Consider the following 16,945-nt stretch of genomic DNA (forward strand, 5'->3'; position numbering starts at 1 on the left):
AAATTTCTCTGAGAGGCATTTATAATATACCAAACCGAAACTCAAATCAAATTCCTTATCTTTGCGCTATGATACGTATTACAAAAATTTTTACATTCGAAACGGCTCATGTGCTGTATAATTACGATGGTAAATGTAAAAATATGCACGGGCATTCTTATAAGCTGTTTGTAACGGTGAAGGGAAAGCCTGTTAATGATTTGGAGAACCCGAAAAACGGGATGGTAGTTGATTTTGGAGATATAAAAAGTATCGTAAAGTCTGAAATAGTAGATGTCTGGGATCATGCCGTGCTGATCAACGGGCTGTCACCGCATAAAGAACTGGGTGAGGATCTCGAAGAGAAAGGGCATAAGGTAATTTACTGCACCTTCCAACCGACCTGCGAGAATATGCTGTATGCAATTGCTGCAAAAATAAAGTCTAAACTTCCGGAAGGAATTTCTTTAGCTTACCTTAAGCTTCACGAAACAGAAAACTCTTACGGAGAGTGGCTGGCAGAAGATAATCAGTAATTATTCAATAAACATTCAGAAGTGTTAAAGACAACCATTAATTTAGAACCTGGAAAGAAAGTGTATTTTGCTTCAGATCAGCATTTTGGCGCGCCTAATCCAAAGGAAAGTAAGGTGCGTGAAGAGCGCTTTATCCGGTGGATGGATGAGATCAAGCATGATGCACAGGTTTTGTTTTTAATGGGAGATCTTTTTGATTTCTGGCACGAATGGAAGCATGTCATCCCGAAAGGATACGTACGTGTTTTGGGCAAAATAGCCGAACTGAAAGACCGTGGCATTCACATCTATTTTTTTGTAGGAAACCATGATCTCTGGATGAAAGATTATCTGGAAGAAGAAATTGGATGTACCGTATTTTATAGTAAACAGTATTTTGAAATGGGTGGAAAGCAGTTTTTGCTGGCTCATGGCGATGGTTTGGGGCCAGGCGATAAGGGATATAAGAGAATGAAAAAAGTCTTTACGAATCCTGTCGCACAGTGGTTTTTCAAATGGCTGCATCCGGATATTGCGATGAAGATCGCTTTGTACATGTCCCAAAAAAACAAAATGATTTCAGGGGATGAAGACAAGGAATTTTTGGGTGAGGATAAAGAATTTCTGATCATTTATTCTAAAGAAAAGCTGAAAACGCAGAAAATCGATTATTTTATCTACGGCCACCGTCATCTTCCCATGATCATGGAACTGGAAGGAAAAGCAAAATATATCAATCTGGGAGACTGGATTTCCTATTTTACCTACGGGGTTTTCGAGCATGAATTTCAGCTGAAGACTTTTGAAGGAAATACAAAAAAAATTACCTCATAAAGAGGTAATTCTTCGAATGAACCTAGATTCATTCTTGTTTTTAATCCATATTCCGGATTTGTAATTGCAATAACCTGACCAAAAATTGATTTTTGCATTAAAAAAATATTAAAAACCTTACTTGTTTTATTAATGACTTTATAATGAGGCAATAAGAATAAACTACTTTCGCGAGTGAATACAATATTTGACATACAGACAGAACAGAATTTCCTGGATGCATCACTGAAAACTTTCCGTTATCAGTATGAGAATGTTGAAATATACAAACGTTTTGTAGATTATCTCAATATCAATCCTGATGAGATAGACGAGCTGTCTAAAATTCCTTTTCTTCCGATCGAAATGTTTAAAAATCATCAGATTCTGGATAAAAATGTGACTGCTGATCTTTTTTTTCAAAGCTCTGGAACCACCCAGATGAATCTTTCGAAACATTTTATCGCCGATGAAGAGATTTATAAGGAAAGCATTTATAAAAGTTTTGAGCAGTTTATCGGAAAACCTGAAGATTTTATTTTCCTTGGATTGCTGCCAAGCTATCTTGAGCGGCAAAATTCTTCCCTGATCTATATGGTTGATTTTTTAATGAAAAAGTCCGCCAAACCTGAAAATGGATATTTTCTTTATAATCATGAAGATTTGTTTACCCTTTTAAACGAATTGGAATATAAGAAGGTCATTCTTTTTGGAGTATCCTTCGCCTTGCTTGATTTTATCGACTATTGTCATTCTGAACGAAGTGAAGAATCTCTGAATTTTTTAGAGAATTTAATAGTGATCGAGACTGGGGGAATGAAAGGCAGAAAAGAAGAAATGACGAAAGATGAACTTCTTAATATCTTACAGGAAGGCTTTCATACCAAAAAAATCTACTCAGAATATTCAATGACCGAACTTCTTTCGCAGGCTTATTCTTTGGGAAACAATGAATATGAATGTCCGAATTGGATGAGAATTATGGTAAGAAATGCTGAAGATCCGTTCTCTTATGAAAAAGAAGGAAGAACGGGCGCGATAAATATTATTGATCTTGCTAATATTCATAGCTGTTCATTCATCGCTACGCAGGATTTAGGTAAAATTACAGGCAACAAATTTCAGGTTCTGGGGAGAATTGATCATTCTGATATTCGCGGATGCAGTCTTCTCGTGAGTTAGGTTCGAGAGTTTTAGGGTTCAAGAGTATGAGTGTTGCTATGTAAATGATTGTTTTGTTTTTATCGCATATATCGTTAGGAATAAAAATTGTCAGAGTCCCGAAGGGACGACCTAAACAAGAATAGGATGCAGTCCTATTAAACATTAAATTAAGAATAGGCCCTATAAATAAATTTAAACAGAGTCCCGAAGGGACGACTTAAACAAGAATAGGATGTAGTCCTATTAAACATCAAATTAAGAATAGGCCCTATAAATAATTTAAACAGAGTCCCGAGGGGCGACCTAAACAAGGATAGGATGCAATCCTATTAAATTAGAAAAAAAGTGTTAAAAATAGAAGAATTGGTTCATGCATTTATTTATTCTCAATGTGATTTTGAGAAAGAAATTGTGCTGACCAATCATTTTCAGGCAGATTGGGAAGCTGATATTCTGATTGTGGATGCAGATGGCTTTAGTCATGAAATTGAAATCAAGCTTTCAAAAAGTGATTTTAAAAATGATTTTAAAAAATCTTATACCAACACCAATACCGGCGAAAAATTCCTGAAGCACGACAAAATATCCTGTGGAGATTATGCTTGCAACACATTCAGTTTTCTGCTTCCGATGGGTATGGTAGATCATGGCTTAATTCCTGAGCATTGCGGAATTATCGAGTTTTATCATAATGTCGATTCTTGGGACACAGAGTTCTATACTATCAGAAAACCCACTAAAGTTCACGAAGATCCATATTGGAAGCTGATTGATAAAGATCTCTTCATCCGCAAAATGGCTCTGAATTTACTGCAACGAAAAATGGAAATTAAAGGAAAGCATGAAGAGCTGATCTTTAAAAATCCGTTTGATATTAAAAAACTGAAATAGCTCGTTTTCAATAATCCAGTTTCTTAATTTATTTACGATATTTTTACTTAAAATTCTACTATAAATTGTTCTAATAGTAGAATCGTCTAAAATATTTTCATTATTTTTAGTTTGAATAATTAAAACATCTTTAATGAAAAAGTTTTTGTGTGGGGCTTTTGCTTTCATTATTCAGGGGACTTATTCTTCTCAGGTAGCCAAAAAAACTTTACCATGTTATGATCTTACGGAAATTTTAAGAGTAGAACCCACCTTGCTCTATAAGCCTCATCTGGATGCCTCTAAAAGTTTTGGTGTCAAGCTTCTGAAAAATTCAGAAACTGTTTTGAAGTATGTCAATAACGGAAAATTCCATAAAATCAATAAATCAGGAAAAGGTTATAGGGTGCAGAAACTTGACTACAGCAGAGCCTGGATGGTTTCTAAAGGAAAGCTTATGCTGGAACGGATAGGTGCGCGTTTCAGTAAAGAAACCAAAGGAAGCACATTCACGGTATCGTCGATTACCAGGACACTTGAAGACCAATGTAGATTAAGAAAAGTTAATACGAATGCTTCATTGGGGATCAGCTCCCATAATTACGGTAATTCTTTCGATATCTCCTATGTGCGTTTCAATGGGGTTTTAAAGCATAATTCAAGGCTGGAGGCGGCTCTGGAGAAGGTTTTGAAATATTATTATGATGCCGGACGGATTTACTACATCAAAGAGAAGCAGCAAAGCTGTTTTCACATTACGGTTAGGAATTATTAAATAGTTTTCATTTACATGTGATATACTTGCACAGATAATTTAGTTTCTTTAATTTTATGGCACTTTAAAAAAACCGTGAAATATGAATACACTCAGCAGAGATCAATTTGATGTAGCCGTTGCAGAATGGACAAACCGATGTTCGGATTATAAATCTATCCAGAATCTTATCCCTACCAATTATGTCTTCAATTTTGATACAGAACAGACCGATTGGATAGCAGCTCAAAATAAGTATACTGAATTTTGTGCAGAAATAGGTGTTCATGAAGGTAAATTAGTTGCCATATTATGTCCGTTGGACTCCCGTGGTCAGAAACTTATTGTCGATAAACTTCCTTACAGTCCGTTAAAAGAGCTGGAAGGAGATCTGAAATTACAGGAAACTGAACAATACGTTGTTATTAAGAACGCTGTTCTATCGAAAGACCTGCAAAGGATTGACTACGATTCAGATACTTTTTTCCCGGTTTCAAGTCAGCCTATGCTGGCGCAGGATAAGGCAGTTGCTGCAATCGAATCATGGAGAACTGATGGTATGACGTGGTTCTACAGAGAATGTTCAGAGTTTAAAGGAAGCAGGATTTTCAGAAAATTTTATGTGCCCGCACAGGATCTTACACCTGCAAAGGCCGGACTTTATCGTATAGTAGCCTCATTTGGACTAAAATATTCTGAAATATACCAAAGGGTATTGCCGACGCTTATTTTTATCTCGTTTTATAAACAACTCCAGGGCAGTATACAGACGATCACCAATACCTACGACTGGTCTCAGCCTTGCCCGCCAATGTGCCCTTTTAATTAATATCAAAATCTATTGTGGATACTTACAAAGTAATACTTTATCTTAATAATAGTTTACTTTTTATTTGTGCTGTTATAGGACTTATCCGGTACAAATTTTTTAAAAAAGCAGAAAAATGGTATGTCTATTATATCATTTTTCTTTTTTTGATTGAAGCTGTTGTTAAACTGTGTTTTTATATTTTTGGAATAAAGGATGTCAATTTTGTCTTTCCTTTTTATGTTGCCGGTGAATTTCTGCTCTTGTGCATTTTGTTCATAAGAAAGCTGAAGATGTCTAATTACTGGTATATTCCAGTTGGGATACTCACCGTTTTATTCATGATAGATTCTCCGTTGCTGGCAAATGATGTTAAAAAAGCAATATCCAATATCATTGTGATCTGTTTCGCAGGATATGCATTGCTTACAGAGATTAAAAGCAGTAAGGTAGATGACCGTTTTATGCTGGCAGACAGCCTCATCTTTCTGTATTATGCACTGTCGGTCTTTTTGTTTTTCCTGCTGAGACAGCTTTCGGATTTAGGAACAGATGATGCAACCATGTTGTGGAGTATTAATAACATCCTCAGCAGTGTTTTATATATAACACTTATTTATACCTTTTTAAAATTAAAGAAATAACTCTCAATATCAGCTTTTTTGTTACGTTAATTGTCGTTCTGATAATTATCATGACGTTTATTCTTCTCGCTTACAGAAGTTTTATTAAAAGAATAATTGAAGAAAAAAATGTGCAGCATCAGGCAGAAGTTCTCCATCAGAAAAACCTGGTGCTTGAAAATATAAAAGCTCAGGAGTCGGAAAGAAAAAGAATTGCAGTAATGATTCACGATGATATTGGGAACAGGCTGAATATTTTATCGTTATGGCTGAATAACCTTGACACAAAAGGAGATGAACTGATCAAGAAAAATATCAACACACAGATGTCTTCCCTGATCGATTCTGCAAGAAGTATTTCACATTCATTGTATCCTGTTAATCTGGAAACTGTCGGACTTGTGCTCTACATCGAAGAATTGATTGCCAATCTTTCCGGGAGAATAAACATCTCATTAAGCGTAAGCCCGAAATTTCAGAAAAAGGATATTTTCATAGAAGTGCAGCTGTACAGGATCATTCAGGAGTTTACAACCAATGTTCTTAAACATTCGCAAGCATCAAGAGTCTGGATTTACATTAAAGATAACCAAACCAATCTGGCAGTTGTTATTTCGGATAACGGAGAAAGCTTTGAATATGACGAAGTGAAGAAAGGAATGGGTATTAAAAATATAGAATCCAGAATAAAATCCATGAATGCAGCGCACAAATGGAAAAATGTTTTAAATAAAGGAAGCCGATTAATCATTAAAATTCCGTATAATAATGAATTCCCAAATCAAAATAGCATTAATTGATGATGAGCAGCTTATCCTGGAAGGGGTAAAAATGTTATTGTCTTCCGAGCAGAATATTTCCGTGGAATTTACTTCCAATAACGGACCGGATTTTCTGGAAATTCTGGAAAATACTTCGGAAGAAAACTTTCCTGATATCGCCCTGGTTGATGTTCAGATGCAGCCAATGAACGGCTTCGAGCTGGTAGAGATTCTTAAGGAAAAATATCCCGATCTTAAAATTATTATTCTTTCTTCTCATTACAAAACAACGATTCTGGGATATATGGTAAAGCTGGGTGTTTCAGCATTTTTACCTAAAAACTCCAACCGCAATGCTTTTATAGAAGCGATTACCATGGTTTATAAAAACGGAATTTTCTTTACTCCCGAAGATCATCAGATGATTTTTTCTTACATGAATAGTCCTACCAAGAAAAGAACGCTTTTTGAAATGGATGATGAACTCTCCGACCGCGAAAAAGATGTCGTAAAGCTTATCTGCCAGGAATGTACAAATAATGAAATTGCTGAAAAGCTTTTCATCAGCCCCAGAACCGTTGAAAGCCACCGCCAGCGGATCGTTGAGAAGATAGGTGCAAAAAATACGGTCGGAATCGTTATTTACGCAATAATCAATAATATTCATCCTTTAGAAAGGATTTGATTCCGTAGAAATACGGAATTTTTCATTTAGTACTTTTTACTCTACTGTCCCGGTTTTTTTCATCGTTACTTTGAAGAATTCGTTCGCTTTGTCAAAGTTTAAAATCTTTAACAAAGTTTAAAAAATAAAATCACAAGGTGACATGCAGAGCAACACAATATCCATCGGAGTTTTTTTCGACGGAACCGGAAATAACGGGATGAACGCAACTTCTCCCGAAAAACCTCCGAAAAACAATGAAAGCTATTACGGAAATATTACCAATATTTATAAATTGTTTCAACTGTTTAATGGTGAGGAAAAGCTTTACGTAGAAGGGATTGGTACCGTCACCGGTAAGAAAGACAGTGATTTTGCCATGGCCACCTGTAAGAATCCTTCAGGATCTCACGGATACTCTTCTGATGATAAGATTCAGAAAGCATTTTCTTTTACCAGGGATATCATGTCCGACTGCACGAAACAATATGAATTTTATATTTACGGATTCAGCAGAGGAGCCATGCTGGCAAGGAATTTCTGCTACGAACTGCTGAAAGCTGATTCTTCTTTTCATGGAAATATCAAAGTTAAATTTCTCGGAGTTTTCGATACGGTAGAGTCTGCACCCTTTAATGATTATAATGTTACGCTACATTCTTCGACAGAAAGAGCACTCCATATCTGTGCCGTGAACGAATGCCGTTTTTTCTTTCCCCTGACAGGTTTTTTTGAAGATTCAGGTTTAATGAAAGACTCGAAGCTGGAAACGGTAAATACCACCTGGAAAGAAATATTTGTTCCCGGTGCTCATGCTGATATTGGAGGAGGATATCTGGAAGGTTCTCAATCAGTTTACATTTCACCGAACTTTCTGGTTGATAGTGAGCTGGACGTTTACATCAATACCATCAGAACAACAGCAACCGATGAAGGGGGCGCTATATGGAAATGTCTTCTAAATGACTTCAGAATTGATCAGGGAGAGGTTTTTTCACAGGCATATATTGCCAGAAACCTTGTATACAACGAACTTTCCAAAGTGTACGGAAAACTTATGCTGGAAGAGTCAAATGCTGAAAAGCAAATTTTTAATACCGATGAAGATACTTATTTTTCAATTGATTCTGAGAGACATGCTTATCTGATACGGCTTTCAGAAACTCTGGAAAATTATATCAAAAATCTTTCTCCGGAAGCAAAACCTGATTACAGCTATAATGCACTGGCAAATTATACCCATATATCAGGGAATTTCGGATTGTATCATCCTGCAATCATAAAAAATTCAGAGAGTAATGACCATACGGAATTTATCAACAACGGATTGAATGTTCCAGGAAATTCCGACGATCAGTTCATTGCCAACCAGTCGAAACTGCAGCACGAAATACATCACATAGAAGATTCTATCGTGGATTACGCATACGGAACAAACATTCCAAATAATGATCATTGGAATCGTACAATATTGATTAAGGAAAATTTATACTATAAATGTTAGTACTTTTTCAGTTTTAAATTTAGGTGTGGAGCTGTCCTGGTAAGACAGCTCTTTTTTTATTCCTGCTCTCTAAAGAAGTCTTTTTAAGATTCACATTCATAAGAAGTTATTTTTCTTACACCAGTTCTTTTATTTTCCGTATTTTTGCACGCGAAAATTCATTATTCACTCTTAATCATTATTCAACATGCTTTCGGTTCAAGGTTTAGGATTACATCATTCGGGAAACTATCTGTTTCAAAACGTGAATTTCACGATTAAAAAGGATGATAAAATTGGTTTGGTCGGTAAAAATGGAGCGGGGAAATCCACTTTATTAAAAATGCTTTCAGGAGAAATCAATTTCTATGAAGGAAATGTTGTGCCCGAAGGAAATATTACCATCGGTTTCCTGAAACAGGATCTTGATTTTGTAAAAGGAAGAACCGTTTGGGCCGAAACAATGCAGGCTTTCGAGCAGATCAATGCCTGGAAAAATGAACTTGAAGAGGTGAATCATCAGATGGCTACAAGAACCGACTATGAAAGCGATTCTTATACGGATCTGATCAATAAAATGACCGAGCTGAATGATCTTTTGATGAATCATGATGCCTACAACCTGGAAGGCGACATGGAAAAAGTATTGTTCGGTTTAGGTTTTAAAGCCGATGATTTTCAAAAGATTACCGATGAATTTTCCGGAGGATGGAGAATGAGGATCGAGCTTGCAAAACTACTTCTTCAAAAGAATGACATCATGCTTCTCGATGAGCCTACCAACCACCTGGATATGGAATCGATTATCTGGCTGGAGAACTTCCTTAAAGATTATCCGGGAGCGATTGTATTAGTAAGTCACGACAAGCAGTTTATGACGGCTGTCTGCAACCGTACTTTTGATATCAACAATAAAAAAGTTGACGATTATAAAGCCAATTATTCCAAATATCTCATCATGCGCGAAGACCGCCGCGAAAAGCTGATTCAGGCTAAAAAGAATCAGGATGCGGAAATCAAGCAGATGGAAGACAATATCAATAAGTTCCGTGCCAGTGCTACCAAGGCATCATTCGCACAGTCTCTTATTAAAAAATTAGATAAAATTGAACGTATCGAAGTGGATAATGAAGATGTTTCTAAATTTAATATCCGTTTCGTACAGTCCGTTGTTCCGGGAAAAGTAATTTTCGAAGCTGAAAATTTAGGAAAAGCCTACGGACAGAAGCAGATCTTCGATGATGTTGATTTTATCGTTCAGCGAGGCGACAGAATTGCGCTTTTAGGACAAAACGGACAGGGAAAAACAACGCTAGCTAAAATCCTTGCAGGAGATATTAAAGATTACTCCGGGTCATGGAACCTCGGGCATAATGTGAATATCGGTTACTTTGCACAGAATCAGGAAGAGGTTTTAACGCCAAATAAGACCGTTTTGGAAGAAGCGGAAGACGCCGCAACCGAAGAGACAAGACCGAGAGTAAGAGATTTATTAGGATCTTTCCTTTTTCAGGGAGAAGCGGTGACGAAAAAAACAAAAGTGCTTTCCGGAGGTGAGAGAAACCGTCTGGCTTTATGTAAACTGTTGCTGCGCCCTTTCAACACGCTGATCATGGACGAACCTACCAACCACCTTGATATTCAGTCGAAAGAAATTATCAAGCTGGCACTTCAGAAGTTTGAAGGTACACTGATTGTGATTTCTCACGACAGGGAATTCCTTCAGGGACTTTGTGATAAAATTTATGAATTCCGTGATGGGCGTATGAAAGAATTCCTGGGTGATATCAACGAATATCTGGAATACAGACAAAAAGAAACCATCCGCGAAATTTCTGCAGAGAAAGCAAAACTTCATGGAGAAGAGAATAAGGTTGAGGTAAAGGTGAAGAAAGAAGAAAAGCCGGTAGAAAACCAGCAATCATCAACTATTATAAGCAAGGAGCAGAAGAATATTCAGAATAAACTGAAAAAAGTAGAAGAAAAAATTACTGAGCTTGAAACTAAAGTTGAGGAATATGAAGCTTCTTTCACTAAAGAAAATCCTTCTGAAGAAACGCTGGAAAAATACAATAAAACAAAAGAAGAACTGGACCTTGCTCTTCAGGAATGGGAATATTTGGGTACGCAGCTAAATTGATTTCTATGTTTATACTAAGATAAACCTTATAGGTTTTTAAAAACCTATAAGGTTTGAATAACAGTCTGTAACAAAATTTCAATTCACCCTACTTATAAATCAAAAATATTTTAAGAAAACTTTAATCCAAGTTTTTAATTTATTTTTATAATTTTGACGAATGGTCTTTAAAGAAAGCAGAAATCTGAAAAGTTTTATTTCCAAATTATTGTTTGGGATATATTTTCTTGCGCTGTTTTCTCAGAATTTCCATAGCCACAGCTCCGAAGATGTTTTTAAAAATTTCAGTTTTAAAAAATCGGGAAATACCATTACAAAAAACGTAGCCAAAGAAAAAGCGGCAGATTGTCTTGCCTGCCACTTCTTAACTACAGGACATACTTTAGTTCCTGAAGAATTCAGTTTTACTCTTGAGAGCTATACGCATGAAGTAAAGCATATCATTGCGGTTCAGGAGAAAATATGGTCTCAGACTAAATTCACGTTTCAGCTTCGCGGTCCGCCCGCAATTTCATAATTCATAGATTTCTTTCGTTTAAAGTTTAGTGTTTCCGGCTGAAGGTTTATTCCACGGCTGTATACATATTTAAATTTACTTTAAACAATACATCAAAAAATTACGAAAAGTACTTGATAAAGTACACAATCAATCTATTTAACAATGAAATTGATATACAGTTTTATGCTTATCCTGTGTGGATTTGCATTTACAAATGCGCAGCAGACTTATACTGTAGAAGGAACTGTTCAGGATTTTCATGACAAAACCATGCTGGAAAATGCAGTGGTGAAAATTGGTGAATTTTCTGCCAAAACAGATAAAAGCGGTAAATTTTCTATCAGTAAAATTCCTGCGGGAAATTATATACTCATTGCTAAACATCCTGATTGTAATGATTATACTGAAAATGTAGGAGTTACACAGGATTTGCATTTAGCGATAACGCTTGAACACCATATCCAGGATATTGAAACGGTAACCATCCACGGAAGCCATAAAAATAATGGGTCCATGGTCATTAAAACATTGGACAAATCTGAAATTGAGAAAAATTCTACCGAAAATCTTGGTAATTTATTGTCACAGCTTTCAGGAGTAACAGCTTTGAAAACCGGAAACAATATTACTAAACCTGTTATTCATGGTTTATACGGAAGTCGTGTTGCCATCCTGAATAACGGGGTTAAAATGGCGGAGCAGGAATGGGGAGTAGAACACGCCCCGAATGTTGATGTGAATGATTTTGAGCATATTGATGTCATAAAAGGTGCGTCTGCTTTAAAGTACGGAAATGAAGGAGTAGGAGGAGTTGTCATTTTAGAACCGGCAACAATTCCTAAGAAGGATACTTTAATGGGAAGTCTAAAACTTTCCGGAATTTCTAACGGACGGGGAGGCGAGATGGCTGCCAACCTTTTAAAATCATGGAAAAACCAATGGTTTGTAAAAACGGGTGGGAGCTATAGGAAGTTGGGCGACCTTTATATTCCGCATCACACTTTGCAAAACACGGGGGCAGAAGTTAATTCATTTAATTTCGCTTTCGGAAATCATGGTTTTTTGCAGGGTTTTGATGTGTCTTACAGTGGAATCCGTCAGGAATTTGGAATTTATAGAGGTGCACATTTGGGAAGCCCGTCAGATTTTTACAAAGCGATCAATCTGGGACAGCCTTATTTTCTGGATGATTTCAGTTACGAAATTGGCAGTCCGAAGCAGGAAGTAGAGCATCATATTGCTAAAATTTCTGCTTATAAAAGATTTGAAAACTTTGGAAAACTCACTTTTCAATACAGTTTTCAATTAAATCGGAGAAAAGAGTTTGACATCAGAAGAGGAGATTTGAATGCGCTTCCTTCTATGGATTTGAGGCTTATCACGCATTCTGCAAGTTTAGTTCACCTGATAGAACGCCCAGACTGGAGTTTAGAGAGTGGAATTTCCGGCGGGTTCCAGGATAATTATCCCAACCCTGCAACCCGGGCAAGACGTCTGATCCCTGATTATTACCGGTATGATGCAGGTGCATTTTCTGTATTTAAGTATAAATTTAATTCAAAGTTAAATGCAGAAGCGGCAATACGGTATGATTTCAGCAGATATGATGCTTATAAATATTATGACGAATCAGATTGGAATGCAAGATTTGCAGCGGTGTTTCCTGAATTTTTTGTTCAGAAAAGCGACAGCAGAATTTTAGCCAGGCCAATTCTGGATTATCATAATTTTTCTGCTAATGTTGGACTGGATTATAAACCTTTTAACAGTTTTGAAATCAAGTTTAATTTATCAAGAGCCGACAGAACTCCCAATCCTGCAGAATTATTTGCTGATGGATTGCATCACTCTGCGGCAATTGTAGAGGAAGGTGACCTTAGAATTAAAAGAGAAACGCTTTACCAGGCAAATCTTTCTTTAATTTCTAAAATTAATGTCCTTAAAGGTCTTAGCATAGAAGCAACTCCTTACCTAATGATTTCTGATAATTTTATCAATCAGATTCCTACGGGAGTGCAAAATTCAAATCGGGGAGTTTTTCCGATCTGGAGCTACCAACAGATCAAAGCAAGAATTTTTGGAATTGATGCTGATGCAGAACTTCAAATTCTTGATCATTTAAAATGGAATACGGGTTTCAGTGCATTACGTGGTGACGATTTATCAAATAACGAACCTCTGATCCTGATGATGCCTTCCAATCTGAGAAATTCATTAGAATGGAAATTGAATGTACCGGATAACTTTTATTTGAGACTGGAAAATGTAAGTGCATTCAGGCAAAATCGTTTCCCAATCAGAAATCAAAATGTAGATTTTATAGAAGACGGAACTTTTTTCAGCGAAGAGCTGGATCTAAGTACTCCACCTCCAGCGTACACCGTATTTAATGCTTCGGTGGGTGCAGATGTGGCTAAAAATTTCAACATCAATTTCAGAATCAACAATATATTCAATACCGAATATCGGGAGTATCTTAACAGACTCCGTTTTTTCATGCCCGAAAATGGCAGAAACTTTATTATAACTCTTAAATACAATTTTTAATTATTAATTTAAATACAATGAAAAAATTCTTAAACATTACCCTAATGCTTTTTACAGCACTTTTAGTTTTCTCTTGTAGAAATGATTCTACCGATATTCCGGAAGATATTCATGATCACGAAGAAATAGAAAAAATGGTGGTGAAATTAACCAACGTAAATGATGCAACGGATATACAAACCATTAATTATATTGGCGGAGTTGCCGATCAGCACATTCATGCCGAAGCAGGAGATGTATTTAATGTAGAACTTGACTTTCAGGTAAAGCACGATAACCACTATGATAGTGTAAATGGAGAAATTATTGAAGAAAAAGATGAACATTTCATTACATTCGGTTTCACCGGAGCCAATGTTACCGTGAAAAGAGCAGCTACTGATGTCGCAAGAACTGATGGTAATAAACTGGGGTTGAAAACGCAGTGGACAGTTGTAAGCGCTACTTCAACCGGGAAAGTAAACATCAAATTGGTACATGCGCCAACTTCGGTAAACCAAAACTCTCCTTCTGCAGACAATCAGCAGGGAAGTGCTGTAGGTGGCGAATCTGACGTGGATGCGATCATTGATCTTCATTAATACACCTCATCAACAAATTTTTAATATTAAAAGACATCATTTTTTGATGTCTTTTGTATTTTAACGGATTATAACAAATTGGATGAGTGATTTTCATAAAATTTTCCTATTTTTGCAACCTAAAATTTTAATCAATAATGAAGGTTACCGCACAAAACCATGATGATGTAAGTGCATTGCTTACAGTGACATTGGAAAAATCTGACTATAAAGAAAAAGTTGAGAAGCAATTGATTAATTATGCTAAAAATGCGCAAGTTCCTGGTTTCAGAAAAGGAAAAGTGCCTTTAAGTATGGTTAGAAGACAATATGAAGCAGGTATTGCTTTCGAAGAAATCAACAAGCAGGTTTCTGATGCTTTAAACAACTACGTAAACGAAAACAAATTAAGATTAGTAGGTCAGCCTGTTCCTCAGCCTGTAAACGAATTCGATTACAATGCTGATCAGCTGGAAGTGGCTTTTGAAGTAGGATTTGAGCCTGAATTTAGCATCGATTTAGCTAAATATGAAGCGCCTCACTACAAAGTTGAAGCTTCTGAAAAAGAAATTAACAAGAGTATCGAAAACATGCAGAAGCGTTTCGCTGAGCAGGTTCCTCAAGATAAAATTACTAAAGATTCTTACATCGCACTGGAAGTTTCTCAGGTAGTGGAAGAAGGTGCAGAAGGAGAGCACCACCACCATCCTAAAAATGTTACCATCACTGCTGAAAACAAAGAAGCATTCAAATTGGTAAAAGGTTTGAAAATGGACGGATCTGTAAAGGTTTCTAAAGAAACGCTTGCAGGTAGCGAAGAATTGGCTAAAGAATTAGGATTCTCTAAAGAAGAAGTTGAGCACTTACACCACAATGAAGTGGAAGTAAAAGTAAAAGATTTCTATTCTTTGAATCTTGCCGAACTTAACCAGGATCTTTTCGATAAAGTATATGGTGAAGGAAACATCAAATCTGAAGAAGAATTAAAAGAAAAAGTAAAATCTGAACTGGATGAATACTTCCAGCAAAATGCAGATGTACATTTTGTAAATAAAGTTTTGGAGCAGGTTTCTGAAAAAGAAGAAGTAAAATTACCGGAAGAATTCCTTGTAAAATGGTTAATCTTCTCTAATCAGAACATCCAGTCTGAGGAGCAGGCCAAGCAAATCCTTGAAACTGAGAAAAATCAGTTGAAATATCAGATCATTGAAGGTAAATTAATGACGGATAATGAGATTCAATTAGACTATGCTGATGTTTTGGCACAGGCTGAGCAATTGGTAAGAAATCAACTGGCAATCTACGGAATCCACCACTTAGGAGACGAAGAAATCCAGAAATATGCTGTTGAAATGTTGAAAGACCAGGAGCAGGTAAGACAAATCTCTTCTGAAGTTGCTATGACAAAACTTAAAGATGTAATTCTTGAAAAAGCAACAAAAAAAGAAACTGTAATTTCTCACGACGAGTTTTTAGAGGAGCTTAAAAAATAATTTATACAATTATAAATATTTATAAACCACCATTTTGGTGGTTTTTTTATGGGTCATCCATAAATTTTATCATACAATATTCATATATTTACGACTTAAATTTAGTATATGAAAAAGATCATCATTCCGTTTTTATGCGCTGTGCTATATGCTGCTCCTGTGGCTGCACAAACAACTACTGCTGCTCCGGCTAAGACGGAAGCTGTACAATCGAAATTAACGCCTAAAGAAGTTATCGACAACTACCTGAAAGCTTTAGGAGGAAAAGATAAACTTGAAGGTATCAAAACGACACTTATCGAAAACACGCTTACCGTTCAGGGAATGGATATTACAATGACCACAAAAAAAATGGGAAACAAATTCAAATCTGAGCAATCTGTGATGGGTCAGAAGATGGTCCAGTTTTTTGATGGTGAAAAAGGATACTTTGAGCAGGGAGGCCAGAAAATGGATATTCCGGCTGATAAAATCGCAGAATTGAAAAAAAGCAAAGTAATTGATGCTTTAGCGTATGATCCGGCCAGCTTCACAACAGTTACCGTTGAAAAAGTAGATGGAAAAGACTATAATGTGTTAAACTCAGATAAAGGAAAATTCTATTTTGATGCTTCTACAGGATTATTATACAAGTCCTCTGCAGCTGAAGGAGTAGCAACTGTAAAAAGTTATATGACTGTAGACGGAATTCAGTTTCCTCAGGAAATTGACGCGGAAGGAAACGGTCAGAAAGTGGTTATTAAAACTACAAAAATCACACTTAATTCCGGTGTTTCAGAAGCTGATTTTAAATAAAATCTATTATTTAACATAAAGCTTTTAAACTAATTGCAGAATTAACCGCAAAAGTCACAAGAGATATTCTTAACGAAATGATTAGAACAATCAAAGTTCTCAAAAGAATAAAAATCGAAGATTTTTTTAGGCTATTGTGCCCTTTTTCATTATCGTCATCAACTTTAGATAAAATTGAGTTCATCTTTTGTGACTTTTGTGGTATATAAAAAGTTTAAACAGCTTTATAATTAAACCGGGTTCGTCCCTAGTCATGGTCGGAAGAAAAATTCTTCCGACTTTTTTAGTTTTTCATCCTGAGAAAAAGCAATTTAATTATTTGATTATCAATTATTTAACTTGCGTTTTAGAATTTATTTTCGTATCTTTATAGCTGATAATCAATTGTTTATGTCAGTTTTTAAAGATCATAAAATAGCTCTTAAAGATGTTTTAGAATTTATTCCCGAAGCTCTTTTAGCCCATCTCTCGGCAAGT

16 protein-coding genes are annotated in these 16,945 nt (G+C 36.0%); all 16 read left to right on the forward strand.

The window, feature by feature from the left end:
* Positions 1-68: 68 nt before the first annotated feature.
* The 16 genes from AC3WV0_RS07430 to AC3WV0_RS07505 all read left to right on the forward strand — a co-directional run bounded on the left by AC3WV0_RS07430 (position 69) and on the right by AC3WV0_RS07505 (position 16,468).
* The gene (locus AC3WV0_RS07430) at positions 69-515 is read left to right on the forward strand and encodes a 6-pyruvoyl trahydropterin synthase family protein (RefSeq protein ID WP_089998084.1); all 447 of its coding nucleotides are present in this window, start codon (positions 69-71) and stop codon (positions 513-515) included.
* A 21-nt stretch (positions 516-536) separates the two neighbouring features.
* Complete coding sequence (locus tag AC3WV0_RS07435; protein WP_488845327.1) at positions 537-1,328, forward strand: UDP-2,3-diacylglucosamine diphosphatase; 792 nt, start codon at positions 537-539, stop codon at positions 1,326-1,328.
* Between the two features lie 174 nt (positions 1,329-1,502).
* Positions 1,503-2,489 (forward strand): long-chain-fatty-acid--protein ligase, encoded by a 987-nt coding sequence (locus AC3WV0_RS07440; protein WP_488845329.1) that lies wholly within the window; start codon positions 1,503-1,505, stop codon positions 2,487-2,489.
* 327 nt (positions 2,490-2,816) lie between these two features.
* Positions 2,817-3,362, forward strand: a complete 546-nt coding sequence (locus AC3WV0_RS07445) for a hypothetical protein (protein WP_488845331.1) — start codon at positions 2,817-2,819, stop codon at positions 3,360-3,362.
* A gap of 133 nt (positions 3,363-3,495) precedes the next feature.
* Entirely contained in the window at positions 3,496-4,116 is a 621-nt protein-coding gene (locus AC3WV0_RS07450) for a DUF5715 family protein (protein WP_488845333.1), read from the forward strand.
* Positions 4,117-4,198: 82 nt separating this feature from the next.
* Positions 4,199-4,924 (forward strand): hypothetical protein, encoded by a 726-nt coding sequence (locus AC3WV0_RS07455; RefSeq protein WP_488845334.1) that lies wholly within the window; start codon positions 4,199-4,201, stop codon positions 4,922-4,924.
* Between the two features lie 272 nt (positions 4,925-5,196).
* Positions 5,197-5,547 carry a hypothetical protein gene (locus tag AC3WV0_RS07460; RefSeq protein WP_488845336.1) on the forward strand — a complete coding sequence of 117 codons (351 nt, stop codon included), beginning with the start codon at positions 5,197-5,199 and terminating at the stop codon, positions 5,545-5,547.
* 50 nt (positions 5,548-5,597) lie between these two features.
* Positions 5,598-6,326: a sensor histidine kinase gene (locus tag AC3WV0_RS07465; RefSeq protein ID WP_488845338.1), complete on the forward strand. Its 729-nt coding sequence runs from the start codon at positions 5,598-5,600 to the stop codon at positions 6,324-6,326.
* Positions 6,295-6,972, forward strand: a complete 678-nt coding sequence (locus AC3WV0_RS07470) for a response regulator transcription factor (protein ID WP_488845340.1) — start codon at positions 6,295-6,297, stop codon at positions 6,970-6,972. Before AC3WV0_RS07465 ends, AC3WV0_RS07470 begins: the two co-directional genes overlap by 32 nt.
* Before the next feature lie 142 nt (positions 6,973-7,114).
* Positions 7,115-8,455 (forward strand): T6SS phospholipase effector Tle1-like catalytic domain-containing protein, encoded by a 1,341-nt coding sequence (locus AC3WV0_RS07475; protein ID WP_488845342.1) that lies wholly within the window; start codon positions 7,115-7,117, stop codon positions 8,453-8,455.
* Positions 8,456-8,642: 187 nt separating this feature from the next.
* Positions 8,643-10,574 (forward strand): ABC-F family ATP-binding cassette domain-containing protein, encoded by a 1,932-nt coding sequence (locus tag AC3WV0_RS07480; RefSeq protein WP_488845344.1) that lies wholly within the window; start codon positions 8,643-8,645, stop codon positions 10,572-10,574.
* Between the two features lie 160 nt (positions 10,575-10,734).
* Complete coding sequence (locus AC3WV0_RS07485) at positions 10,735-11,091, forward strand: hypothetical protein (protein WP_488845346.1); 357 nt, start codon at positions 10,735-10,737, stop codon at positions 11,089-11,091.
* 144 nt (positions 11,092-11,235) lie between these two features.
* Positions 11,236-13,620, forward strand: a complete 2,385-nt coding sequence (locus tag AC3WV0_RS07490; protein ID WP_488845348.1) for a TonB-dependent receptor — start codon at positions 11,236-11,238, stop codon at positions 13,618-13,620.
* Between the two features lie 17 nt (positions 13,621-13,637).
* Positions 13,638-14,201 carry a hypothetical protein gene (locus AC3WV0_RS07495; protein ID WP_488845350.1) on the forward strand — a complete coding sequence of 188 codons (564 nt, stop codon included), beginning with the start codon at positions 13,638-13,640 and terminating at the stop codon, positions 14,199-14,201.
* A 137-nt stretch (positions 14,202-14,338) separates the two neighbouring features.
* Positions 14,339-15,673, forward strand: coding sequence for a trigger factor (locus AC3WV0_RS07500; protein ID WP_488845352.1), 1,335 nt, complete (start codon positions 14,339-14,341; stop codon positions 15,671-15,673).
* Between the two features lie 108 nt (positions 15,674-15,781).
* Positions 15,782-16,468 carry a hypothetical protein gene (locus AC3WV0_RS07505; RefSeq protein ID WP_488845354.1) on the forward strand — a complete coding sequence of 229 codons (687 nt, stop codon included), beginning with the start codon at positions 15,782-15,784 and terminating at the stop codon, positions 16,466-16,468.
* The last annotated feature ends 477 nt before the right edge of the window (positions 16,469-16,945 follow it).

This window comes from Chryseobacterium sp. 27AL (assembly GCF_057815395.1).

Coding starts and splice junctions, on each gene's coding strand:
- AC3WV0_RS07495 (WP_488845350.1), top strand. CDS start 13,638: ATGAAAAAATTCTTAAACATTACCCTAATGCTTTTTACAGCACTTTTA.
- AC3WV0_RS07450 (WP_488845333.1), top strand. CDS start 3,496: ATGAAAAAGTTTTTGTGTGGGGCTTTTGCTTTCATTATTCAGGGGACT.
- AC3WV0_RS07505 (WP_488845354.1), top strand. CDS start 15,782: ATGAAAAAGATCATCATTCCGTTTTTATGCGCTGTGCTATATGCTGCT.
- AC3WV0_RS07500 (WP_488845352.1), top strand. CDS start 14,339: ATGAAGGTTACCGCACAAAACCATGATGATGTAAGTGCATTGCTTACA.
- AC3WV0_RS07475 (WP_488845342.1), top strand. CDS start 7,115: ATGCAGAGCAACACAATATCCATCGGAGTTTTTTTCGACGGAACCGGA.
- AC3WV0_RS07490 (WP_488845348.1), top strand. CDS start 11,236: ATGAAATTGATATACAGTTTTATGCTTATCCTGTGTGGATTTGCATTT.
- AC3WV0_RS07480 (WP_488845344.1), top strand. CDS start 8,643: ATGCTTTCGGTTCAAGGTTTAGGATTACATCATTCGGGAAACTATCTG.
- AC3WV0_RS07430 (WP_089998084.1), top strand. CDS start 69: ATGATACGTATTACAAAAATTTTTACATTCGAAACGGCTCATGTGCTG.
- AC3WV0_RS07465 (WP_488845338.1), top strand. CDS start 5,598: ATGACGTTTATTCTTCTCGCTTACAGAAGTTTTATTAAAAGAATAATT.
- AC3WV0_RS07460 (WP_488845336.1), top strand. CDS start 5,197: ATGTCTAATTACTGGTATATTCCAGTTGGGATACTCACCGTTTTATTC.
- AC3WV0_RS07470 (WP_488845340.1), top strand. CDS start 6,295: ATGAATTCCCAAATCAAAATAGCATTAATTGATGATGAGCAGCTTATC.
- AC3WV0_RS07485 (WP_488845346.1), top strand. CDS start 10,735: ATGGTCTTTAAAGAAAGCAGAAATCTGAAAAGTTTTATTTCCAAATTA.
- AC3WV0_RS07455 (WP_488845334.1), top strand. CDS start 4,199: ATGAATACACTCAGCAGAGATCAATTTGATGTAGCCGTTGCAGAATGG.